Source organism: Streptomyces sp. NBC_01351, assembly GCF_036237315.1.
Classification (GTDB): domain Bacteria; phylum Actinomycetota; class Actinomycetes; order Streptomycetales; family Streptomycetaceae; genus Streptomyces.
In genome coordinates, this window is the sequence record NZ_CP108356.1 from 2,414,168 (window position 1) to 2,437,071 (window position 22,904).

General features: G+C 70.2%; 21 protein-coding genes. 9 read left to right on the plus strand and 12 right to left on the minus strand.

Annotated elements, in window-relative coordinates:
• The first annotated feature begins 109 nt into the window (after positions 1 to 109).
• Positions 110 to 940 carry a phosphatase PAP2 family protein gene (locus tag OG625_RS10650; protein ID WP_329378698.1) on the plus strand — a complete coding sequence of 277 codons (831 nt, stop codon included), beginning with the start codon at positions 110 to 112 and terminating at the stop codon, positions 938 to 940.
• On the opposite strand, the gene OG625_RS10655 is transcribed toward OG625_RS10650, so the two are convergent.
• The 8 genes from OG625_RS10655 to OG625_RS10690 form a co-directional block, all read right to left on the minus strand.
• Positions 897 to 2,699, minus strand: a complete 1,803-nt coding sequence (locus OG625_RS10655; RefSeq protein ID WP_329390559.1) for a chitinase — start codon at positions 2,697 to 2,699, stop codon at positions 897 to 899. The genes OG625_RS10650 and OG625_RS10655 overlap by 44 nt on opposite strands.
• Positions 2,700 to 2,782: 83 nt before the next feature.
• The gene (locus OG625_RS10660) at positions 2,783 to 3,247 is read right to left on the minus strand and encodes a hypothetical protein (RefSeq protein WP_329378700.1); all 465 of its coding nucleotides are present in this window, start codon (positions 3,245 to 3,247) and stop codon (positions 2,783 to 2,785) included.
• Between the two features lie 146 nt (positions 3,248 to 3,393).
• Entirely contained in the window at positions 3,394 to 4,809 is a 1,416-nt protein-coding gene (locus OG625_RS10665) for an NAD(P)/FAD-dependent oxidoreductase (protein WP_329378702.1), read from the minus strand.
• Between the two features lie 42 nt (positions 4,810 to 4,851).
• Complete coding sequence (locus OG625_RS10670) at positions 4,852 to 5,658, minus strand: ABC transporter permease (protein WP_329378704.1); 807 nt, start codon at positions 5,656 to 5,658, stop codon at positions 4,852 to 4,854.
• Positions 5,658 to 6,587: an ABC transporter permease gene (locus OG625_RS10675; RefSeq protein WP_329378706.1), complete on the minus strand. Its 930-nt coding sequence runs from the start codon at positions 6,585 to 6,587 to the stop codon at positions 5,658 to 5,660. Before OG625_RS10675 ends, OG625_RS10670 begins: the two co-directional genes overlap by 1 nt.
• Positions 6,584 to 7,732 (minus strand): ABC transporter ATP-binding protein, encoded by a 1,149-nt coding sequence (locus OG625_RS10680; protein ID WP_329378708.1) that lies wholly within the window; start codon positions 7,730 to 7,732, stop codon positions 6,584 to 6,586. Before OG625_RS10680 ends, OG625_RS10675 begins: the two co-directional genes overlap by 4 nt.
• A 64-nt stretch (positions 7,733 to 7,796) precedes the next feature.
• The gene (locus OG625_RS10685) at positions 7,797 to 9,047 is read right to left on the minus strand and encodes a polyamine ABC transporter substrate-binding protein (protein ID WP_329378710.1); all 1,251 of its coding nucleotides are present in this window, start codon (positions 9,045 to 9,047) and stop codon (positions 7,797 to 7,799) included.
• 70 nt (positions 9,048 to 9,117) lie between these two features.
• Positions 9,118 to 10,650, minus strand: a complete 1,533-nt coding sequence (locus OG625_RS10690) for a gamma-aminobutyraldehyde dehydrogenase (RefSeq protein ID WP_329390561.1) — start codon at positions 10,648 to 10,650, stop codon at positions 9,118 to 9,120.
• Positions 10,651 to 10,844: 194 nt separating this feature from the next.
• Between OG625_RS10690 and OG625_RS10695 the strand changes: the two genes are divergently transcribed.
• From OG625_RS10695 to OG625_RS10705, 3 genes are all read left to right on the plus strand, one after another.
• The gene (locus tag OG625_RS10695; protein ID WP_329378712.1) at positions 10,845 to 11,411 is read left to right on the plus strand and encodes an NADAR family protein; all 567 of its coding nucleotides are present in this window, start codon (positions 10,845 to 10,847) and stop codon (positions 11,409 to 11,411) included.
• Positions 11,408 to 11,839 carry an NUDIX domain-containing protein gene (locus OG625_RS10700; protein ID WP_329378714.1) on the plus strand — a complete coding sequence of 144 codons (432 nt, stop codon included), beginning with the start codon at positions 11,408 to 11,410 and terminating at the stop codon, positions 11,837 to 11,839. Before OG625_RS10695 ends, OG625_RS10700 begins: the two co-directional genes overlap by 4 nt.
• A gap of 426 nt (positions 11,840 to 12,265) precedes the next feature.
• The gene (locus OG625_RS10705) at positions 12,266 to 13,855 is read left to right on the plus strand and encodes a TROVE domain-containing protein (RefSeq protein ID WP_329378716.1); all 1,590 of its coding nucleotides are present in this window, start codon (positions 12,266 to 12,268) and stop codon (positions 13,853 to 13,855) included.
• Between the two features lie 34 nt (positions 13,856 to 13,889).
• Here OG625_RS10705 and OG625_RS10710 read toward each other — a convergent pair whose 3' ends face one another.
• The gene (locus OG625_RS10710; protein ID WP_329378718.1) at positions 13,890 to 14,546 is read right to left on the minus strand and encodes a DUF4190 domain-containing protein; all 657 of its coding nucleotides are present in this window, start codon (positions 14,544 to 14,546) and stop codon (positions 13,890 to 13,892) included.
• Positions 14,547 to 14,656: 110 nt separating this feature from the next.
• On the opposite strand from OG625_RS10710, the gene OG625_RS10715 reads away from it, so the two are divergent.
• From OG625_RS10715 to OG625_RS10735, 5 genes are all read left to right on the plus strand, one after another.
• A complete protein-coding gene (locus OG625_RS10715; RefSeq protein ID WP_329378720.1) occupies positions 14,657 to 15,682 on the plus strand; it encodes an adenosine deaminase in 1,026 nt (341 codons plus the stop codon).
• A gap of 21 nt (positions 15,683 to 15,703) precedes the next feature.
• Positions 15,704 to 16,393: a glycerophosphodiester phosphodiesterase gene (locus OG625_RS10720; protein WP_329378723.1), complete on the plus strand. Its 690-nt coding sequence runs from the start codon at positions 15,704 to 15,706 to the stop codon at positions 16,391 to 16,393.
• Positions 16,390 to 17,556 (plus strand): sensor histidine kinase, encoded by a 1,167-nt coding sequence (locus OG625_RS10725; RefSeq protein WP_329378725.1) that lies wholly within the window; start codon positions 16,390 to 16,392, stop codon positions 17,554 to 17,556. The genes OG625_RS10720 and OG625_RS10725 overlap by 4 nt, the downstream gene beginning before the upstream one ends.
• Positions 17,553 to 18,227, plus strand: coding sequence for a response regulator transcription factor (locus tag OG625_RS10730; RefSeq protein ID WP_329378727.1), 675 nt, complete (start codon positions 17,553 to 17,555; stop codon positions 18,225 to 18,227). Before OG625_RS10725 ends, OG625_RS10730 begins: the two co-directional genes overlap by 4 nt.
• Before the next feature lie 150 nt (positions 18,228 to 18,377).
• Complete coding sequence (locus OG625_RS10735) at positions 18,378 to 19,565, plus strand: serine hydrolase domain-containing protein (RefSeq protein WP_329378729.1); 1,188 nt, start codon at positions 18,378 to 18,380, stop codon at positions 19,563 to 19,565.
• On the opposite strand, the gene OG625_RS10740 is transcribed toward OG625_RS10735, so the two are convergent.
• From OG625_RS10740 to OG625_RS10750, 3 genes are all read right to left on the minus strand, one after another.
• The gene (locus tag OG625_RS10740; protein ID WP_329378731.1) at positions 19,566 to 20,030 is read right to left on the minus strand and encodes a hypothetical protein; all 465 of its coding nucleotides are present in this window, start codon (positions 20,028 to 20,030) and stop codon (positions 19,566 to 19,568) included.
• 82 nt (positions 20,031 to 20,112) lie between these two features.
• A complete protein-coding gene (locus OG625_RS10745) occupies positions 20,113 to 21,291 on the minus strand; it encodes an ABC transporter substrate-binding protein (RefSeq protein WP_329378733.1) in 1,179 nt (392 codons plus the stop codon).
• A gap of 79 nt (positions 21,292 to 21,370) precedes the next feature.
• Positions 21,371 to 22,810, minus strand: coding sequence for a gamma-aminobutyraldehyde dehydrogenase (locus OG625_RS10750; RefSeq protein ID WP_329378735.1), 1,440 nt, complete (start codon positions 22,808 to 22,810; stop codon positions 21,371 to 21,373).
• Positions 22,811 to 22,904 lie beyond the last annotated feature (94 nt).

Sequence of the window (22,904 nt, forward strand, 5' to 3'; positions counted from 1 at the left end):
GCCGCTACCAGCGGTAACGGTCGGGCGCTGTGAAGAACGTGTGGGGGGCCGATGGCAAGAGCGCGTTCTTGCTGTCGGTCCCCCATTCGCTGCCGTACGGTTTCTGCAGATGAGTGAGACACCCCGTTCCCGGGAAACCGGGGGCGATACCAGTACCGGGCTTCCCCAGCGCCGCACTGGGCATGCGTTCGCGCACACTCCTCACCGATCGGACAGCCGTCCGCCCCAAACCCCCCGGGGCGTACGGCAACCCGATCAGGGCGGCCGTCCCGGAACCATCCCCCCTGTTCCGGGACGGCCGGCCATCCTCCTCCTCGTTCTCCTTCTTCTCTCCCTGCTGGGACTCGCCCTGACGACCTGGCAGGTCCTGGTCTCGGGCCCGCTGCTCACGCCGGACGAGAACCTCAGCCGCGCCCTGGTCGGCACGGTCCCCGACGCCGTCTCCGATCGCCTCTCCGACCTCGGCAACGTCCCGGTCGCCGTACCGGTCCTGGCCCTGGCGATGGCGTACGCCGTCCGGCGCTCCCGCGCCTGGGCCCCGGCGCTGACCGCGGGCCTGGCGATGATCCTGGTCCCGGCCGTGGTCGTGCCGCTGAAGGAGTGGACCGCCCGCCCGGGCCCCCTGGAGCCCTGGGCCGCCGGCTACTACCCCTCGGGCCACACCGCCACCGCCGCCGTCGCCTACATCGGCGCGGCCCTGCTGATCGGCCCGTACGCCCGTCGCGGGTGGCCGATGGCCACCGCCCTCGTCCTGACGGGCGCCACGGCCACCGGCCTGATCCTGCGCGGCTGGCACTGGCCCCTGGACGTACTGGCCAGCTGTTTCCTGTGCACGCCCCTGCTGATGGCCGTCGCAGGGGCCGTGCGCCGTACTGTCGGACCGCCCGGACGGTGGTTCAGCCGGCCGCGCTCCCGAAGTATCCGTCGAAGTTCCGGCTGAACTCCCAGCCGCCGAAGCGGTCCCAGTTGATCGACCAGGTCATCAGGCCGCGCAGGCCGGGCCAGGTGCCGTGGGTCTGGTAGCTGCCGCAGTTCGTCTTCTTCGTCAGGCAGTCCAGGGCCTTGTTCACCTCGGCGGGGGCGGTGTGGCCGTTCCCCGCGTTGGTCGTGGCCGGCAGGCCCACGGCGACCTGGTCCGGGCGCAGCGCCGGGAACACCCGGGCGGTGTTGCCGGCCACCGGGAAGCCCGTGAGCAGCATGTCGGTCATGGCGATGTGGAAGTCGGCGCCGCCCATGGAGTGGTACTGGTTGTCGAGGCCCATGATCGGGCCCGAGTTGTAGTCCTGGATGTGCAGCAGGGTGAGGTCGTCCCGCAGGGCGTGGATGACCGGCAGGTAGGCGCCGGCGCGCGGGTCCTGGCCGCCCCAGGGGCCGGAGCCGTAGTACTGGTAGCCCAGCTGGACGAAGAAGGTCTCGGGGGCCATGGTCAGGACGAAGTCCGGGCCGTACCTGGCCTTCAGCGTCTTGACCGCGGAGATCAGGTTGACGATCACCGGGGTGGTCGGGGCCCGGAAGTCGGTGTCCCCGGTGGCCAGGGAGAGGGAGTGGCCCTCGAAGTCGATGTCGAGGCCGTCGAGGCCGTACTCGTCGACGATCTTGCCGACGGAGGAGACGAAGGCGTCGCGGGCGGTCGTGGTCCCGAGCTGGACCTGGCCGTTCTGGCCGCCGATCGAGATCAGCACCTTCTTGCCGGCGGCCTGCTTGGCCTTGATTGCCGCCTTGAACTCGGCCTCCGACTCCACGTTCGGGCACTCCGCCACCGGGCAGAGCCGGAAGCGGATGTCACCGGAGGTCACCGACGTCGGTTCGCCGAAGGCGAGGTTGATGACGTCCCAGGAGGCGGGTACGTCGGCCATCCGGAGGTAGCCGGAGCCGTTGGCGAAGCTCGCGTGGAGGTAGCCGACGAGCGCGTGCGCGGGGAGGCCACCGCCGCCACCACCGCCGCCGCTCGTGGTGGTCGCGGTGACGGGGGCGCTCTTCGGGGACTCGCCGGCCGCGTTCACCGCGCCGAGCCGGAAGGTGTACGTGGTGGAGGCCGCGAGGCCGGTCACCGCGGCCGACGCGGAGGTGACGGGGAACGGCGCGGCGCCGTCCCGGTACACGGTGTACGAGGTGGCCCCGGGCACCGCGGTCCAGGACAGGGAGATCGCGCTCGACGAGGTCGCGGAGGCCGTCAGGCCGGTGGGGGCCGCGGGGGGCTGGGGCCGGCCGGGGCCGCCCGGGTCCGGTCCGACCAGGGTGAGGTCATCGGTGAAGTGGGCGGGCCGGCCGTACCAGCCGTGGGTGTGGACGGTCACGGAAGTGGTCGACGGGCCGGTGCGGAAGGTGGTCGTGAGCTGCTTCCAGGCGCCCGCGCTCTGTGTCCAGGTGGACGCGTCGGCGGTGCCGGTGCCGGTCGCGCCGAGGTACACGTACGCGCCCTGCACCCACGCGCTCAGCGTGTACGCCGAGTCGGGCTTGACGGTGACGGCCTGGGAGCAACGGGCGTTGTCCTGGCCGGCGGGGGTGGCCTTGAGGGCGGAACTCCCGCCGTGTACGGGGGTGGTGACGGTGGCTCCGCTGCCCGCCGAGCAGCTCCAGCCGTCGAGGCCGGCTTCGAAGCCGCCGTTGCGGATCAGGTCGGCGTCGGCCGCCGCGGCCGGCGGGCCCGCGGCGAGGAAGCCGGCCACCGCGAGCGCGACGGCCGTGACGAGGGACATGGCTCTGCGCACAACTGCCTCCGGGGCGTGGGGGGGATGGAGGGGGTCAGCGGCGCCCAAGATGGTCCAGACCAATGCCCTTGTCAAGACCTCCGGCTCTCCCCCGCCACCACGCGTGCGGCCGCCTCGTGCATCGCGAGCTCCAGCACCGCCGGGTCGGTGAGGGTTCCCTCGCCGTCCGGAAGCACCAGCCAGCGCACCCCGCCCGTCGCCCGGCCGGGATACGGGACCACGATCCAGGTCCCGCGCCCTGCTCCCCGTACGCCCGTGCCGAGCCAGCGGGAGGCCGTGCCCGGGGGCACGAAGAAGCCCAGCCGCGAGTCGCCGAAGTCGGCGAGCACCGGGCCGGGCCGGTCGAGGAGCAGGTGCAGCACGTCGAGGGTGGGCTGCCCCAGCTCCCCGGGCAGGATCAGCACGTCCCAGCGCCGGCCGGCGGGCAGGAGGGTCACCCCCAGCGGGTTGCGCTCCCATTCGAACCGGCAGGCTTCGGGGTCGGGCGCCACCGATGCCAGCCATTCCACCGCCGTCTTGACTTCCGGGACAGCCATCGCCCGGCCTCCGTTCCCTTGTCGGTGAGGTCCTCACCTGGGGAGAGCGGGGCCGGGCGCGGCTATGACGCGGGTTCGGCCGGTCCGAAGTGGTGAACTGGGTCACACGGTGATCGGCGTCGTGCGCCGGGGCGCGAGCGAGTGCCTCAGCTGTCGAAGCCGAGTCCGAGGCGGTCCATCATCTTCAGCCACAGGTTGCGGTGCCCGCCCCGGGCGTCCGCGCGGGCCAGCGACCACTTGGTGAGCGTGATCCCGGTCCACGCGAAGGGCTCCGGCGGGAACGGCATCGGCTTGGAGCGGACCATCTCCAGCTTGGTGCGCTCGGTGGGGACGCCGTCCAGCAGGTCCAGCATCACGTCCGCGCCGAAGCGGGTGGCGCCCACCCCGAGCCCGGTGTACCCGGCGGCGTAGGCGACCTTCCCGGAGTGCGAGGTGCCGAAGAAGGCGGAGAAGCGCGAGCAGGTGTCGATCGCCCCGCCCCAGGCGTGGCTGAACTTCAGCCCCTCCAGCTGCGGAAAGGCCGTGAAGAAGTGCTCCGCGAGCTTGAGGTAGGTCTCGGGACGGTGGTCGTATTCGGAGTCGAGCTTCCCCCGGTAGGGGTAGATCGCGTCGTAGCCGCCCCACAGGATCCGGTTGTCCCGGGTGATCCGGAAGTAGTGGAACTGGTTGGCGCTGTCGCCGAGCCCCTGCCGGTTCTTCCAGCCGATGGCGGCCAGCTGCTCCTCGCTGAGCGGCTCGGTCATCAGCGCGTAGTCGTAGACCGGGACCGTGAAGGGGCGGATCCGCTTGACCAGCGACGGGAAGATGTTGGTGCCCAGGGCGACCCGGCGCGCGAGGATCGTGCCGTACGGGGTCTGGACGGTCATCCCGGAGCCGGCCGAGGCCATCTTCAGGCCGCGGGTGTTCTCGTAGATCCGTACGCCGAGGCCCAGGCAGGCCTCCTTGAGGCCCCAGGCGAGCTTCGCCGGGTTGATCATCGCGACGCCGTCGCGGTCCCAGACGCCCGCGAGGAAGGTCGGGGAGTCGACCTCCGCGCGCACCGCGTCCTGGTCGAGGAACTCCGAGCCGCCGAGACCCGCGCGCTCGGCCTCCTGGTGGAGTTCCCTGAGCTCCTCGACCTGGTGCGGTTCGGTGGCCACGTCGATCTCGCCGGTGCGCTCGAAGTCGCAGTCGATGCCGTAGCGGGCGACCGCCTCCTCGATGGCGTCGAGGTTGCGGGCGCCGAGCTCCTCCAGCTTGGCGAGCTCCCCCGGCCAGCGGGCCAGCCCGTTGGCGAGTCCGTGGGTGAGGGAGGCGGCGCAGAAGCCGCCGTTGCGGCCGGAGGCGGCCCAGCCCGCCTCCTTGCTCTCGATCAGTACGACGTCCCGCTGCGGGTCCCGCTCCTTGGCGAGGAGCGCGGTCCACAGCCCGCTGTAGCCGCCGCCGATGACCAGCAGGTCGCACTTCTCGTCCGAGGTGAGCGAGGGCTGGGGGGCGGGCTTGCCGGGGTCGTCCAGCCAGTACGAGACCGGCTTCGCTTCGGAAAGGGATTTCGCAACACTACGCATGGCGACTGGGGCCATGTCTTCCAACTCCCTACGGAACTGATGACGTGCGTTTCCGAACTACTTCGGTTGTGCCTTCTTGCGGCGGTTGCCGACCATCTGGCCGGCGAGGACCACCAGCACCGCGATGACGAACATCGCCGTGCCGATGACGTTGATCTGTACAGGCGTACCGCGCTGCGCCGATCCCCACACGAACATGGGGAAGGTGACGGTGTTGCCCGAGTTGAAGTTGGTGATGATGAAGTCGTCGAACGAGAGCGCGAAGGAGAGCAGCGCGCCCGCCGCGATACCGGGTGCGGCGATCGGCAGGGTGACCCGTACGAAGGTCTGCACCGGGCCCGCGTAGAGGTCTCGGGCGGCTTCCTCCAGGCGCGGGTCCATGGACAGTACACGCGCCTTGACGGCGGCGACGACGAAGCTGAGGCAGAACATGATGTGGGCGATCAGGATCGTCCAGAAGCCCAGCTGGATGCCCATGTTGAGGAAGAGCGCGAGCAGCGAGGCCGCCATCACGATCTCGGGCATGGCCATGGGCAGGAAGATCAGCGAGTTGACCGCGCCGCGCGCCTTGAAGCGGTAGCGGACCAGCGCGAAGGCGATCGCCGTCCCCAGTGCGGTCGCCGCGAGGGTGGACCACAGGGCGATCTGGAGCGAGAGCGAGAGCGAGCCGCACATGTCGGCGACCCCGCACGGGTCCTTCCACGCGTCGAGCGAGAACTCCTGCCAGGAGTAGTTGAACCGCCCGGTGGGGTTGTTGAAGGAGAAGACGGTGACGACGACGTTCGGCAGGATCATGTACGCGAGCGTGCCGAGGCCGGCGATGACCACGAGATGGCGCCGCAGCCAGGTGAGGGGATTGCGCATCAGACCAGGTCCTCCGTTCCCGCTCGGCGGATGTAGACGGTGACCATGATCAGCACGATGGCCATGAGGATGAAGGACAGCGCGGCCGCCGTCGGGTAGTCGAGGATCCGCAGGTACTGCGACTGGATGACGTTGCCGATCATCCGGGTGTCCGTGGAGCCGAGCAGTTCGGCGTTCACGTAGTCGCCGCTCGCCGGGATGAAGGTGAGCAGGGTCCCGGAGACCACGCCCGGCATGGAGAGCGGGAAGGTCACCTTGCGGAAGACCGTGGCGGGCTTCGCGTACAGGTCCCCGGCCGCCTCGTGGAGGCGGGTGTCGATGCGCTCCAGCGAGGAGTACAGCGGCAGGATCATGAAGGGGAGGAAGTTGTACGTCAGACCGCAGACCACCGCGAGCGGCGTGGCCAGCACCCGGTCGCCCTCGGTCATGCCGAGCCAGCTGGTGACGTCGAGGAAGCCGACCTTGTTGAGGACGTCGACCACCGGGCCGCCGTCGGCCAGGATCGTCTTCCAGGCCAGCGTGCGGATCAGGAAGCTGGTGAAGAACGGGGCGATGACCAGCACCAGCAGCAGGTTGCGCCAGCGGCCGGCTTTGAAGGCGATCAGGTAGGCCAGCGGGTACCCGAGCAGCAGGCACAGCGCGGTGGCGGTGCCGGCGTACAGCAGGGAGCGCAGGAACTGCGGGTAGTACTCGGTGAAGGCGTCCCAGTAGGTCTGGAAGTGCCAGGTGACCTGGAAGCCCTCTTCGAGGGAGCCCGTCTGCACCGAGGTGGAGGCCTGGTAGACCATCGGCAGCACGAAGAAGACCAGCAGCCACAGGATGCCGGGGAGCAGCAGCCAGTACGGGACCAGCCGCTTGCGCACCGACGGCTTGTGCACCGGGGGTCCGGCCGGGGCGGGCGCCTGGGGCGGCGCAGCAGTGGCGGTCACGCGCTCTCCTCGACGGTCTCGATGCCCGCGTCTATGTCCTGGGCCGCATCCAGGCCGAAGGTGTGCTCCGGGTTCCAGTGCAGGATCACCTCGGCGCCCGGCACCAGGCGGGCGTCCCGCTCGATGTTCTGGGCGTAGACCTCCAGCTCAGGGCAGACCGGGCTGTCGATCACGTACTGGGTGGAGACGCCGATGAAGGAGGAGGCGACGATGCGGCCGGAGAGCTTGTTGCGGCCGGCGGCGATGGTGTGTTCCTCGTCGGCGTGGACCAGGGAGATCTTCTCGGGGCGCACTCCGACCAGCAGCTTCCCGCCGGCCTTGGGCGTGGTCGCGCAGCGGGCGGCCGGCAGGTGCAGCTTCGCCCCGGAGGCGGCGACCACCACGTCGGAGCCGGCGGACTCCACCGCGGCCTCGATGAGGTTGGAGGTGCCGAGGAAGTTGGCGACGAAGGTGGTGCCCGGGTTCTCGTACAGCTCGGCGGGGGCGCCCAGCTGCTCGACGCGGCCGCCGTTCATCACGGCGACCGTGTCGGCCATCGTCATGGCCTCCTCCTGGTCGTGCGTGACGTGCACGAAGGTGATGCCGACCTCGGTCTGGATCCGCTTGAGCTCCAGCTGCATCTGACGGCGCAGCTTGAGGTCGAGCGCGCCGAGCGGCTCGTCGAGGAGGAGCACCTGCGGGTGGTTGATCAGGGCGCGGGCGACGGCGACGCGCTGCTGCTGGCCGCCCGAGAGCTGGTGCGGCTTCTTGCCGGCCTGCTCGCCGAGCTGGACCAGCTCCAGCATGTCGTCGACCTGCTTCTTGACCGACTTGATGCCGCGGCGGCGCAGGCCGAAGGCGACGTTCTCGTAGATGCTCAGGTGCGGGAACAGCGCGTAGCTCTGGAAGACCGTGTTGACCGGGCGCTTGTACGGCGGGAGGTGCGTGACCTCCCGGTCGCCGAGGTGAACCGTTCCTGTGGAGGGATCCTCCAGGCCGGCGATCATGCGCAGGGTGGTGGTCTTGCCGCAGCCCGAGGCGCCGAGCAGGGCGAAGAAGGAGCCCTGGGGGATGGTGAGGTCCAGCGGGTGCACGGCGGTGAAGGAGCCGTAGTGCTTGCTGATCCCGGAGAGGCGGACGTCGCCGCCCTCGGTCTTGTCAGTCATGGATGGGTCCCGGGGGTGGGTAGGCGGAGAGGACAAGGGAAGGGGTCGCGGCGTGGGGCGACGGCTAAGCGCCGATCAGCTTGGCGAACTTCTCCTCGTACGCCGTCTCTTCCTCGCTGGTGAGGGAGCGGAAGGCGTGGGACTTGGCGGTCATCGCCTTGTCCGGGACGATCAGCGTGTTGTCGGCGAGCTCGGGGTCGATCTTCGCGAGCTCGTCCTTGACTCCCTCGACGGGGCACACGTAGCTGATGTAGGCGGCCAGCTGGGCGGCGACGGGGAGCTCGTAGTAGTAGTCGATGAGCTTCTCGGCGTTGGCCTTGTGCCGGGCCTTGGCCGGGACCAGCAGATTGTCGCTGGAGGTGATGTAACCGGCGGCGGGGATGGCGAACTTGATGTCCGGGTTGTCGGCCTGCAGCTGGATGACGTCACCGGCCCACGCGAGGCAGGCGGCGAGGTCGCCCTTGTCGAGGTCGGCGGTGTAGTCGTTGCCCGTGAAGCGGCGGATCTGCTTCTTGTCCACCCCCTTCTGGAGCCGGCCGACGGCCTCGTCGAAGTCGGCAGTGGTGAAGGAGGCCGGGTCCTTGCCCTGGTCGAGCAGGGTCATGCCGACGCTGTCGCGCATCTCGGTGAGGAAGCCGACCCGGCCCTTGAGGGTGGGGTCGTCGAGCATCTGGGTGACCGAGTCGACCTTCTTGCCGCCCGTCGCCTTCTCGTTGTAGGCGATGACGGTGGAGATGCCGGTCCAGGGGTAGCTGTACGCCCGTCCCGGGTCCCAGTCGGGGCTGCGGAACTGCGGGGACAGGTTGGCGTACGCGTGCGGGAGGTGCGAGGGGTCCAGCTTCTGCGCCCAGCCGAGGCGGATGATGCGGGCGGCGAGCCAGTCCGTGACGACGATCAGGTCGCGGCCGGTGTCCTGGCCGGCCGCGAGCTGCGGTTTGATCTTGCCGAAGAACTCGACGTTGTCGTTGATGTCCTCGGTGTACTTGACCTCGATCCCGGTCCGCTTGGCGAACTCCTCCAGGGTGGGACGCGACTTCTCGTCCTCGCTGGTGTCCATGTACTCGGTCCAGTTGGAGAAGTTGATCTCCTTCTCCGTGGCCGAGTGGTCGTCGGACGCCACTGCCGCGTTCCCCTCGCGCTTGGCGGGCGGGATACCGCACGCGGCAAGGGTGGACAGGCCGCCGAGGGTGAGCGCTCCGACACCGGAGGCGCGCAGCAGCGAGCGGCGCGTGAGGGCGCCGCGGCCACTGGTGAGGCTGCGCCGCATCGCGGCGAGTTGCGCCTCCGAGAGGCGGTCGGGCTCGAACTGCTCCATGCGCTGTGCCCTTTCGGGAGGTGTACCGCTGGTCAGGCGGTGGGCCCACGCGGCGGTAGCCGCAGATGGTTTACGGACGGTCCCCGAAGATCGTGCGGTGCCAGTCCTTCGCGGCGACCGCCGTGTTGTCGTACATCACATGCTTGACCTGCGTGTACTCCTCGAAGGAGTAGGTCGACATGTCCTTTCCGAATCCACTGGCCTTGTAGCCGCCGTGGGGCATCTCGCTGATGATCGGAATGTGGTCGTTGACCCAGACGCAGCCCGCCTGGATCTCACGGGTCGCACGGTTCGCCCGGTAGACGTCGCGGCTCCAGGCGGAGGCGGCGAGTCCGTACGGGGTGTCGTTGGCCAGCGCGATGCCCTCGTCGTCGGTGTCGAAGGGCAGAACGACGAGGACCGGGCCGAAGATCTCGGACTGGACGACCTCGCTGTCCTGGGCGGCGCCGGTGATCAGGGTGGGCCGGTAGTACGCGCCCTCGGCCAGACTGCTCTCCCCTTCTCTGGCTCCGGGGATCTCGCCACCCGTGACGACGGTGGCGTAGCCGCGGGCCCGCTCGACGAAGCCGGCGACGCGGTCGCGCTGGGCGTGGGAGACCAGCGGGCCGAGGTCGGTGGTGGCGGCGAAGGGGTCGCCGAGGCGGACGGTCTCCATCAGCTCGGCGACCCGGGCGACGAAGGCGTCGTGCAGCGGCCGCTGGACGTAGGCACGGGTGGCGGCCGTGCAGTCCTGGCCGGTGTTGATCAGGGAGGCGGCGACGGCCCCGTTCGCAGCGGCCTCGACGTCGGCGTCGTCGAAGACCACGAAGGGCGCCTTGCCGCCGAGCTCCAGGTGGAGGCGCTTCACGGTGGCGGTGGCGACCTCGGCCACCCGCTTGCCGACGGCGGTGGAGCCGGTGAAGGAGGTCATGACCACGTCCGGGTGGCCGACCAGGTGCTCGCCGGCCGTGCGGCCGGCGCCGGTGACGATGTTGATCACGCCGTCGGGCAGACCCGCGTCCTTGGCCGCCTGCGCGAACATCAGGGAGGTCAGCGGGGTGAGCTCGGCCGGCTTGAGGACGATGGTGTTGCCCGCGGCGATCGCCGGGAGGATCTTCCAGGCGGCCATCTGGAGCGGATAGTTCCAGGGAGCGATGGAGCCGACGACCCCGATGGCCTCGCGGCGTACGTAGGAGGTGTGGTCCCCGGAGTACTCCGCTGCCGCCTGCCCCTGGAGGTGGCGGGCCGCGCCCGCGAAGAAGGCCGTGTTGTCGATGGTCCCCGGCACGTCGAACTCCGTGGACAGCCGGATCGGCTTGCCGCACTGGAGGGACTCGGCGTACGCGAAGTCCTCGGCCTGCTCGGCCAGTACGGCGGCCAGCCGGTGCAGGGCGTCCGAGCGCTCGCCGGGGGTCGCGCCGGACCATCCCGGGAAGGCCCGCTTGGCGGCGGCGACGGCCTCGTCGACGTCCGCGGTGCTCGCCAGCTCGTAGGTGAGGACCTCGTCGCCGGTGGCGGGATCGATCACGGTGTGTGACTGGCCGGAGGTCCCGGCCCTCAGCTGCCCGTCGATGTACTGCGCGCCGTCTGCGAAGCGGTCTTTGACCTGGAAGCGGTTGCCCATCACGCTCTCACGCTCTTCCTAGCTACAGTTCGAGCTACAGCTCGAATTGAGTGCCGATCCTGACAGAGGACATGCACTCGGCCAAGTGATTCCGTTGTTGCCTTTTGATTACGCGACGGAATCGGTCGACCATGTGTCGAGGCACGCCCGAAATCCCGTACGAAGTGTCAGTGGCGACTGTCAGACTCGCGTGCATGGAGATGATCGAGAAGCTGACGGAGCAGGTCAGCCGTGGTGAGCGGGTCAAGTTCCTGCCGTTCTGGGGACACCGGCCGAGGCCGGACGGAAGCCTCGGTCCGAGCTGTCTGAGCCAGTGGTGGCCGTCCGAATTCACTGTGGGTGACGTCCGCTACGCCACGGCGGAGCACTGGATGATGGCCGGGAAGGCCCGGCTGTTCGGGGATCCGGAGGCCGAGCGCGCGGCCCTGGAAGCGAAGACTCCGGCCGAGGCGAAGAAGGCCGGGCGGCTCGTGCGCGGCTTCGACGACGCGATATGGGAGCGCGAGCGCTACGGGATCGTGGTCGAGGGCAGCGTGCACAAGTTCTCCTCCGCGCCGGAGCTCACCGCGTACCTGCTGGGCACCGGGAACCGGGTGCTCGTCGAGGCCAGCCCGCTGGACCGGATCTGGGGCATCGGGCTGGCGGCCGACGACGAGCGCGCGCTGGACCCGGCGCGCTGGCGGGGGCTGAACCTGCTGGGCTTCGCCCTGATGGAGGCCCGTGAGCGGCTCCTGCGGGGCGAAACCTGGGGCGGGGAGTGACGGACCGGCGCCGGGTCGCGGCCGTGATCGTCCGGGACGGCTGCGTGCTCATGGTGCGCGAGCGCGGCCTGGGCCCCACGGGCCGGCACGACGGGCCGGAGTACTGGACCCTGCCGGGTGGCGGCCTGGAGCCGGGCGAGGAGCCGGAGGAGGGGGTCCGGCGGGAGGTGGCCGAGGAGGTGGGGCTGCGCGCCCTGGGCGTGCGGTTCGCGTACGACGCCCCCTACCCGTCGGGCTGGACCGCCTGCTTCCGGGTGGAGGTGGCGACCGGCGAGCCGGTGCTCGGGGTCGACCCGGACCTGGAGTGTGACTGCCCGCGGATGGTGGGGCTGATCTGGGTCCCGCTGTCGCGGGGCACGGACGGCGGTTCGGTCATGGTGCCGACGCTGCTGAGTAATTGCGTGGTGGATCCCGAGCCCGGCGCCTAACGTGATCCTTGTCCAGGTGCGAAGGCGAGACCTACTTCGACTCATAATCGGGCGGCCGCGGGTTCGAGTCCCGTCACCGGCTTCGTGCCGGTGTAGCTCAGCTGGTAGAGCACCTTGTGGTTTCGCCGACTTCGACCTCTGGACACCTACGTCACGCACCTCCCGGTGCGCGGGCTGCGGCTCCTTCTTTTGCAAAGAATCCAAAAGCCGCCGCCACCTTGATCTCGGGAGGCACGCGTGGGGGATGCCCGGTGCGCAGGCGACGGCTACTTCCGGATCAACAGGTCGCGGGTTCGAGTCCCGCCCGGCCCCGGCCGGTAGCTCAGTTGGATAGAGCAGTCGACAACAGTCCGTCGCCGACTTCGATCTCGGGCATTCCTCACGTCACGCCTCCCCCGCTTTCCTTTGAATTCGGGGGGATTCACCATGGCTCGTTTCAACCTGCGCGCGTTCAAGGCAGCGCCTGCCGCGCCCACCTCGCCCGTACGCTCGACCCGCAGCGCCAGCACCCACCAGGGCGGCCCCGGGTACGAACGCGATCCGCGCTCCGAGCTGTTCCTGCTCGCCGTCGCCAACTTCGTGACGCAGCGCACCTTCCACGAGCGCGGCGAGGACCGCGACGACCGCTTCGCCGCCCTCGTGCGGCGGCTCGCGGTCGAGGACCCGGCGTGGACCGCCGGCCTGCTGCGCTGGCTCCGTGGGGACGCGAACATGCGGACGGCCTCGCTCGTCGGCGCCGCCGAGTACGTGAAGGCACGGCTCGACGCGGGCGCCACCGACGGGCCTTCGAACCGCCAGGTCGTGGACTCCGTGCTCCAGCGCCCTGACGAGCCCGGCGAGTTGCTGGCCTACTGGACGGCGACGCACGGGCGCAACGTGCCCAAGCCCGTCAAGCGCGGCATCGCCGACGCGGTGCGCCGTCTCTACTCCGCCGGCTCCCTGCTGAAGTACGACACGGCCTCCAAGGACTACCGCTTCGGTGACGTCCTCAACCTCGTGCACGCCTCCCCCGACCCGGCGAAGCCCTGGCAGGGCGAGCTGTTCCGCCACGCCCTCGACCGCCGGCACAACCCGGAGAGCGCCGAACTCCCCGTGGGCAACCGCACCCTCGCCGCCCACCGGGCGCTGATGGAGCTGCCGGTACCGGAGCGGCGCGAGGTGGTGCTCGCCCCGGACGGTGCGGAGCGCCTCGCGGAGGCGGGCATGACCTGGGAGGCCCTCGCCGGATGGCTGCAGGGGCCGATGGACGCGGCCGCCTGGGAGGCGGTCATTCCGTCCATGGGCGCGATGGCGCTGCTGCGCAACCTGCGCAACTTCGACCAGGCCGGGGTCTCGGACGAGGTGGCCGCGCGCGTCGCGGCGAAGATCTCCGACCCGGAGGTCGTCGCCCGGTCGCGGCAGTTCCCCTTCCGCTACCTGGCCGCCTACCAGCACGCCCCCTCGCTGCGCTGGGCGTACCCGCTGGAGCAGGCGCTCGGGCACTCGCTGGCCAACGTACCCGCGCTGCCCGGCCGGACGCTGGTGCTCGTCGACCGCTCCGGGTCGATGTGGAGCCGGTTGTCGGACCGTTCCGAGCTCAACCGGGCTGACGCGGCGGCCGTGTTCGGGTCGGCGCTGGCACTGCGGGCCGAGGAGGCCGACCTGGTGCAGTTCGGCACGACCAGCGAGGTGGTCCCGTACACCCGGGGCGAGTCGGTGCTGAAGGTGCTGGAGCGGTTCGGGGACCTCGGTGGCACCTACACGGCCCGCGCCGTGAAGGAGCACTACCGGGACCACGACCGGGTGCTGATCGTCACCGACGAGCAGGCCGCCTCGTACGGATACGGCGGCGACCCGACGCAGGAGGTGCCGAGCACGGTCCCGGTGTACACCTGGAACCTGGCCGGCTACCGGGTGGGCCACGCGCCCTCCGGTTCCGCGAACCGGCACGCCTTCGGCGGGCTCACCGACGGGGCCTTCCGCATGGTGTCCCTGATCGAGGCAGGGCAGGACGCCGACTGGCCCTGGGCCGTGTAGCCGCGTAGTCGGGTAGCCGGGTAGCCGGGTCCGCTCAGACCTTCTCGCGGTTGTCGGAGTCCGAGTACGGGCTCTCGTACCGCGTGTCGGGGAGCGGGCCCAGGTCCCTGAGGCTGGAGAACGCCAGGACGAGCATGAGGCCCCCGAGCAGGATGCCGACGCCTCCGAGGATGATGCCGGCCAGCGCCATCCCGCCGTTGTCGGCCTCGCCCCGGGTTGCCTTGCCCTTGCCCAGGGCGCCGAAGACCACGGCCCCGATGCCGAGGCCGACCGCTATGAAGCTGGTGATGCAGCCGACGACCGAGAGGATGCCGAGCACCAGCGCGGTGACGCCGAAGCCGTTGCTCTTCGGCATCCCGTAGGGCTGGTACGCGGAGTAGCCCGGGTATCCGGGCTGGCCCGGGTACCCGTAGGTCGGCTGGGCGGGCACCGGAGCGGGGTACGCGTAGGCACTCGGGTCGGGCTGGGCCGGGTACCCGTACGCGGCGGACGCGGGCCCGGTCACGGGAGCCGTCTGGTAGGTCTCGGCTCCCGGCATCTCGGTGATGGTCGGCTGATCGTGCACGGACGGCGGACCCGACACACCGGACGCGCCCGCTCCCCCGTACGCACCGTGCGGCTTGCCCAGGTCCACCGCCGGCCGCTCGGGCGGCGCCCACGGGTCTCGCGGCTCGGGACTGTTCTCGCTCATGCGGCGCCCCCCTCTCGTACAGCCATGCTAAGTGCTGCCACCGACAGTCACCGGGCTGCCTACGATGAAGCCCGACCTGCCCGCACCAGCGTTCTCCCGGAGGCATCCCCATGACCGACCTGCACCCCTTCATCGCGGGGCTGCCCAAGGCGGAACTCCACGTCCACCACGTCGGCTCGGCGTCCCCGCGCATCGTCGCCGAGCTCGCCGCCCGGCACCCCGACTCGAAGGTCCCCACCGACCCCGAGGCACTCGCCGACTACTTCACCTTTACCGACTTCGCGCACTTCATCACCGTCTACCTGTCGGTCGTGGACCTGATCCGCACCCCCGAGGACGTGCGGCTGCTGACCTTCGAGGTCGCCCGTGACATGGCCCGGCAGAACATCCGCTACGCCGAGCTGACCATCACGCCGTACTCCTCCACCCGCCGCGGCATCGACGAGAAAGCCTTCATGGAGGCCATCGAGGACGCCCGCAGGGCCGCCGAGACCGAACTCGGCGTCGTCCTGCGCTGGTGCTTCGACATCCCCGGCGAAGCCGGCCTGGAGGCCGCCGCCGAGACCGCGCGCCTCGCCGTCGACCTGCGCCCCGAGGGCCTCGTCTCCTTCGGCCTCGGCGGCCCCGAGGTCGGCGTCCCGCGCCCGCAGTTCAAGCCGTACTTCGACACCGCCCGGGCCGCCGGCCTGCGCAGCGTGCCGCACGCCGGCGAGACCACCGGCCCCGAGACCATCTGGGACGCCATCCGCGAGCTGGGCGCCGAGCGCATCGGCCACGGCACCAGCGCCACCCAGGACCCGGAGCTCCTCGCGTACTTGGCGGAGCACCGCATCGCGCTGGAGGTCTGCCCGACCTCCAACATCGCCACCCGCGCCGTCGCGAACCTCGACGAGCACCCGGTCAAGGAGATGGTCGCGGCGGGCGTGCTCGTCACCATCAACAGCGACGACCCGCCGATGTTCGGCTCCGACCTCAACAACGAGTACGCGGTCGCCGCCCGCCTCCTCGACCTGGACGAGCGAGGGCTCGCCCAGCTCGCCAAGAACGCCGTCGAGGCCTCCTTCCTGGACGAGGCCGGCAAGGAGAAGCTCCGCGCGGAGATCGACACGTACACCTCCGCCTGGCTCGCGCGCTGACGTCCCGTCGACAATGGGGTCATGCGCACCCTTACTGCCGTCGGCCACCGCGGCGATCCCTACCGTGTCCGTGAGAACACCCTGCCCTCGATCCGCTCCGCGTTCGCGCGCGGCGCGGACGCGGTCGAGATCGACGTCCGGCTGACCCGTGACGGCGTGCCGGTCCTGCTCCATGACGAAACGCTCCAGCGACTGTGGGGCCATGACGTGCGCCTGGACGCCGTCACGGCCGCTCAGTTGCGGGAGCTCACTGAGGGCCGGGTCCCGACCCTGCGCGAGGCGCTGATGGAGGCCGGGGCGGGCCGACTGATGATCGACCTACCGGGCGCCACCGCGGAGTCGGTACGCACCGTCGTGGGCCAGGTCCACGAGTGCGGGGCGCGCGAGCGGACGTACTACTGCGCGGGCCCGAACACCATGCTGGCGGTCCGCGCCGCCGATCCGGGCGCGGAGATCGCGCTGACCTGGACGACGCTGTCGCCGCCGCGCCGGGTGCTGATCGACGCCGTGTCGCCGCGCTGGCTCAACTACCGCTTCGGGCTGGTGAGCCGGGAGCTGACGGACGCCCTGCACCGGGACGGTCTGCTGGTGTCCGCGTGGACCCCGGACACCAAGATGACGATGAAGGCGCTCGTCAAGGCCGGCGTCGACTCCATCACAACGAACCGGGTCGATGCGCTGGCCGCCGTACGCGCCGACCTCGGCCGGTGATACGCACCTGGGCGGAGCGCGTACGGCACGCCGATCCGCGCCTGCAGGACCTCGGCCTCACCCTGCTCGTGCAGCTGGCCTGCACGATGCCGTTCGTCGTACCGACCCAGCCCGGGGCCTCGCCGAAGAGCTGGCCCGCCTACCTAGTGACGGTGCTCGGCCTGCTGCCGCTGGTCTGGCGGCGACGGGCCCCTGTCACCGTGCTGGCGGCCATCGTCGCCTGCGGCTTCTACTACAACTTCGCGATGGACGGGCCGGGCCAGCCCCTGCCCTACGGACCCCTGATCGCCTTCTATACGGTGGCCGTGCTCAGCCCGCCGCGGACCAGGCTGGTGGTGACCTCGGCAGTCCTCGTGTGCGCCCCCATCGCGGTGTTCGGGAACAGCAGGACGGCGAGAGAGCTGATCTTCACCCTGTTCGTCATCGGCGCGTCGTACGCCCTGGGGCGCTCGCAGCACACCCGGCAGGCGTACACCGCGGCCGTGGAGGACCGGGCGGCCCAGCTCGAACGGGCGAACCGGATCGAGGCGGAGCAGGCGGCCGCGCGCGAACGGGCCCGGATCGCCCGGGAGATGCACGACATCCTCTCGCACGCCGTCAGCATCATGATCGTGCAGGCCGAGGCCGGTCCGGTGGCCGTCCGCAAGGCTCCGGCCCGGGCCGAGGCCGCCTTCGAGGCGATCGCCGAGACGGGGCGGGACGCCATGGCGCAGCTGCGCACGATGCTGGGGGTGCTGCGGACGGAGGAGGCCGCTCCACGTGCGCCGCAGGCCGGGATCGGGGCGCTGCCGACACTCCTGGACCGGGTGCGGGCCGGCGGACCGCGGGTGTCGTACGAGCGGACGGGCGAGGTGCGCGAGCTGCCGGCCGCGTTGGAGGCGACGGTGCACCGGGTGGTGCAGGAGGCCCTGACGAACGTGGTCAAGCACGCCGGCGCTTCGACGGTGGACGTACGCCTGGAGTACGGGGCCGCGGCCCTCACCGTCACGGTCACGGACGACGGGCGGGGTCCCGGCGGCGGCTCGGGCGGGCACGGGCTGATCGGCATCCGTGAGCGGGCGGCGGCGCACGGCGGGACGGCCGAGTGCGGGCCGGGGCCGGACGGGCTCGGGTATGCGGTGCGGGTGGTCCTTGTAACCTCGCCGCAGGAGGTGGGGACTTGACGATCCGTGTGGTGGTGGCCGACGACCAGGAACTGGTGCGCAGCGGGTTCGCGATGATCCTCGACGCCCAGGACGACATCGAGGTCGTGGCGGAGGTCGGGGACGGCGCGGCGGCGGTGGAGGCGGTGCGCCGGCTCGCGCCCGAGGTGGCGCTGCTCGACATCCGGATGCCGTTGCTGGACGGCATCGAGGCGTGCCGGACGATCTCCGCCGAGAGCGCGTGCCGCACGGTGATGCTGACGACCTTCGACTCGGACGAGTACGTGTACGAGGCGCTGCACGCGGGGGCGAGCGGGTTCCTGCTGAAGGACGTGCGGCGGGACGATCTGGTGCACGCGGTGCGGGTGGCGGCGGCGGGCGAGTCCCTGCTGGCACCTTCGGTGGCGCGGCGGCTGATCGAGGAGTACACGGCGGTGACGGGCGCGGCGCGGCCTACGCTGGCGCCGGACCGGTTGGAGGTGCTGACGGCGCGGGAGCGGGAGACGCTGCTGCATCTGGGGCGGGGGCTGTCGAACGCAGAGATCGCGGCGGCGCTGGTGGTGAGCGAGCACACGGTGAAGTCGCACGTGGGGAACGTGCTGGCGAAGCTGGGGCTGCGGGACCGGATCCAGGCGGTGATCTGCGCGTACGAGACGGGCCTGATCGCGGCGGGTACTCCCTCTGGGGAGTGAGGGGACGGCGTGTCGTATCCCTCTGGCCGGTGAGTTGTCGTACCGGAAAAGACCCCTCTTGATGGTGATCCTCAACTACCCATCTGACCTGCAGCATTGAGTCATCGGGGCCGCAGCGGCGGCCCGGTGGACTCAGAGGGGGATCCCATCATGAAGGCTCGTACGCGCACGCTGATCGCCGCCGCCCTGGTCCTGGGCATCGCGTCCGGACCGGTCGTCGCGCACGCCGCTCCGGTCCCGGCCTCGGCGGGGGTCACCGCACCGGTCGTCTCGACCCCGCCGAATGCCGCGGCGCTGGAGCGGGCGATCGCCGGGCTCGGTGCGGAGAACAAGGATGCCACGGCCGCCCTGGTGCGGGTGGGTGGTACCAGCGGGAGCTGGCGGGGCAGTTCCGGGGTCGCGGACATCGTCACCGGGCGGGAGGCCGTCGAGCAGGGGCGCTTCCGGGCCGGTTCGGTGACCAAGACCTTCACCTCGGCCGTGGTGCTCCAGCTGGCGGCCGAGCGCCGGGTGGATCTGGACCGGCCGGTGCGGTCGTACCTTCCCGGCACGGTCCCCGCCGCCTACGGCACGGTCACCGTCCGGCAGTTGCTCAACTACACGAGCGGCATACCGGCGGCGGACGGCCCCGGGGAGTCGTTCGAGGCGCAGTGGGAGCACCGGTTCGATGTGACCGATCCGCTCGATCAGCTGGCCAATGCCTTCGCGAAGAATCCGGAGTTCACGCCGGGCTCGGCCCAGCACTACCTGAACATCAACTACACCCTGTTGGGCGTGCTCATAGAGAAGGTGACGGGCACCTCGTACGAGGAGGCGGTCGCCCGGCGGATCCTGAAGCCGCTGGGGCTGCGCCAGACCTCGTTCCCGAGCCGGACGCAGACGAGGATCCACGGTCCGCACAACCGGGGCTACCAGGCGATACCGAAGGCAGACGGCTCCAGGGAGCTGCGGGACGTGACCGAGTGGAACTCCTCGGACCGGTGGGCGGCGGGGGACATCATCTCGACCACAGCCGATCTGGAGCGGTTCACGACGGCCCTGTTCAGCGGGCGGATCGTTCCGAAGGCCCAGTTGGAGGAGATGTTCACGGTGCCCGCGGTGAAGACCTTCGGCAGCACGAAGGACGCGACGCTGAGTGCGGGGATGGCCAAGCTCGTCCTGCCGGACGGCACGGTGGCGTGGGGCAAGACGGGCGGCCGGCACGGTTACAACACCGCGATAGGCGCGACCCGCGATCTGTCCCGCACCCTCGTCTACTCGGTCAACGCCACGAACGCCAAGGGCGAGGACATGAACCCGGTGGCACTCGGCATCGTGATGGCGGCCTTCGCCAAGTAGCTACGCGGGCGTCGCCTCGAGGCGCTTGATCATGCGGCGGAGTACCAGCAGGGGGATCACCCCGAAGACGCCGAAGGCCATGTCGATGACGCTCCACCAGACGGGTATGCCGCGGATCGGTCCGCAGATCAGGGCCAGGGGGATCACGCCGGCGCAGGCGATCATGCCGGCTTCGACGATCCAGATGTTGCGGACCGGGTCGCGGTGGACTCCGTAGAAGAAGACGGCGATCACGAGGTGGGCGAAGGCGAGCCAGTCGGTGCCGTAGAGGAGGAAGGGGTATTCGGCATCGGCCCGCTCCAGCCCCTCGCCCACCCTGCGGAGCCATTCGTTGTCCACCAGGGCATTGGCCCACCGGAGTTCGCTGACCAGGGGGAAGGCGGTGAGTCCGCTCAGCACGAGGCACACGAGAAACAGGGTCAGCCAGGCACGGATACGCCGCTGAAGGGCGCTTCTCTCGCTCATGGAAGGAAGCGTACACCTGGAATTGAACACGTTCAGCCAAATCTCTGAACGCGTTCAATTCATCCGGGCGGGCGGATCGCGGTCAGAGCCCGACGATCGCGTTCCAGCGCTTCGCGAAGGAGCGGCGCTCGGCCGTGGAGATGTCCCGGGCGACGACCAGGCGCCTGCGCATCTCGTCGTCGGGGAAGATCAGCGGGTTCTCGGCCAGTTCGGCGGTCTCCTGGTCGCCGGAGCCGGCCAGGACCTCGCGGGCGGCCGGGACCGGGCAGACGTAGTTGACGGCGGCGGCGAGCGACGCGGCCACCTCCGGGTCGTAGTAGTGGTCGATCAGGGCCTCGGCATTGGCCTTGTGCCGGGCCAGGTTGGGGACGAGGAGGCTCTCGGCCCAGAGCTCACCTCCCTCTTCGGGGATGACGAACTCGATGTCGGGGTTGTCGGCCTGGAGCTGGATGGCGTCGCCGGAGTAGGCCTGGCAGGCCAGCACGTCGCCCTTGCTCAGGTCGGAGGTGTAGTCGTTGCCGGTGAAGCGGCGGATGTGCTTCTTGCGCACCAGCTCTTCGATCTGGTCGCAGCTCCGGTGGAAGTCGGCCTCGGTCCATCGGGTGACGTCCACGCCGTTGCCCTGCATCAGCAGGGAGTAGGACTCGTCGAGACCGGAGAAGAGGGTGACCTTGCCCGCCAGCTCCGGCCGCCACAAGTCCTTGACCGATTTGATCTCGCGGCCCAGGGCCTTGCGGTTGTAGGCGATGCCGGTGATCCCCGACTGCCAGGGGACGGTGTGCAGCCGGCCCTCGTCGAAGGCGGGGGAACGCAACTGCGGGTCCAGGTGCCTGGCCACATTGGACTGGGCCGAGCGGTCCATCTTCTGGGCCCAGCCCAGGTGGACGAAGCGGGCGGCCATCCAGTCGCTGACCACGACCAGGTCGTGGCCGGTCTCCTGGCGGTTCATCAGGGCCGGGCTGATCTTGCCGAAGAACTCGTCGTTGTCGTTGATCTCCTCGGTGTACCGGACCTCGATGCCGGTCCGCTCCGAGAAGGCGTCCAGGGTGGGCCGGCTCTCCTCGTCCTCCTCATCGGTGTCGATGTAGAGCGGCCAGTTGGAGAAGACCACGCTCTGGTCCCGCTCGGAGCGGTCCGTGCCCTGGCGCTGCCCCTCCGGGACGTAGGCGGCGGGCACACCACAGCCGGCGAGGGCGGTGACCAGGCCCGCGGCACCGAGGCCGCGCAGCGCGTCGCGGCGGGAGAAGTCGAGTCGAGGCATGGCCAAAGCCTCAACCAACCCGAAAGGGCGGGCAATAGACATGTTGTCTACTGCCCGCCCCTTGGGCGGTGTGCTGTGATCAGCCGTCGAGCGAGGTCATGACGTGCTTGATGCGCGTGTAGTCCTCGAAGCCGTAGGCGGAGAGGTCCTTGCCGTAGCCGGACTTCTTGAAGCCACCGTGCGGCATCTCGGCGACGAGCGGGATGTGGGTGTTGATCCACACGCAGCCGAAGTCGAGGTTCTTGGACATCCGCATCGCGCGGCCGTGGTCCTTGGTCCACACGGAGGAGGCGAGGGCGAACTCGACGCCGTTCGCGTACTCCAGGGCCTGGGCCTCGTCCGTGAAGGACTGGACGGTGATGACGGGGCCGAAGACCTCGTTCTGGATGATCTCGTCGTCCTGCTTGAGGCCGGAGACGACGGTCGGGGCGTAGAAGTAGCCCTTGTCGCCGATCTGGTGGCCGCCCGCCTCGACCTTGGCGTGGGCGGGGAGCCGCTCGATGAAGCCCGCGACCTGCTTGAGCTGGTTCGGGTTGTTCAGCGGGCCGTACAGCACGTCCTCGTCGTCCGGCTGGCCGGTCTTGGTGTCGGCGGCGGCCTTGGCGAGCGCGGTCACGAACTCGTCGTGGATCGACTCGTGCACGATCACGCGGGTGGCGGCGGTGCAGTCCTGGCCGGCGTTGAAGTAACCGGCGACCGCGATGTCCTCGACGGCCTTGGCGATGTCGGCGTCCTCGAAGACGACGACGGGAGCCTTGCCGCCGAGCTCCAGGTGGACGCGCTTGACGTCCTTCGAGGCGCTCTCGGCGACCTGCATGCCGGCGCGCACCGAACCGGTGATGGAGGCCATCGCCGGGGTGTTGTGCTCGACCATCGCCTTGCCGGTCTCGCGGTCACCGCAGATGACGTTGAAGACGCCCTTGGGCAGGACCGAGTCGATGATCTCCGCCATCAGGACGGTGGAGGCCGGCGTGGTGTCCGAGGGCTTGAGCACCACGGTGTTGCCCGCGGCGATGGCCGGCGCGAACTTCCACACGGCCATCATCATCGGGTAGTTCCACGGCGCGACCTGGGCGCAGACACCGACGGGCTCACGGCGGATGATCGAGGTCATCCCCTCCATGTACTCGCCGGCCGAGCGGCCCTCCAGCAGTCGGGCGGCACCCGCGAAGAAGCGGATCTGGTCCACCATCGGCGGCAGCTCCTCGCTGGCCGTGAGGCCCAGCGGCTTGCCGGTGTTCTCCGACTCGGCGGCGACGAGCTCGTCCGCGCGCGCCTCGAAGGCGTCCGCGATCTTGAGCAGGGCCTTCTGGCGCTCCGACGGGGTGGTGTCGCGCCAGCCCGGGAAGGCGGCAGCGGCGGCGGCCATGGCCGCGTCGACGTCGACCTGGCCCGACAGCGGGGCCGTCGCGAAGGCTTCGCCGGTGGCGGGGTTGACCACCTCGGTGGTCCGCCCGTCGGCGGCGTCCTTGAACTCCCCGCCGATGTAGTTGCGCAGACGACGCAGTTCGGTGGTCACTACAGCCACACTCCTGATCACATGTCCAATGGTTGAGACGAATCCCAAGCCTAGCCTCTCGGCGGACGCTTTCGACAGACCCAGACGCCACGAA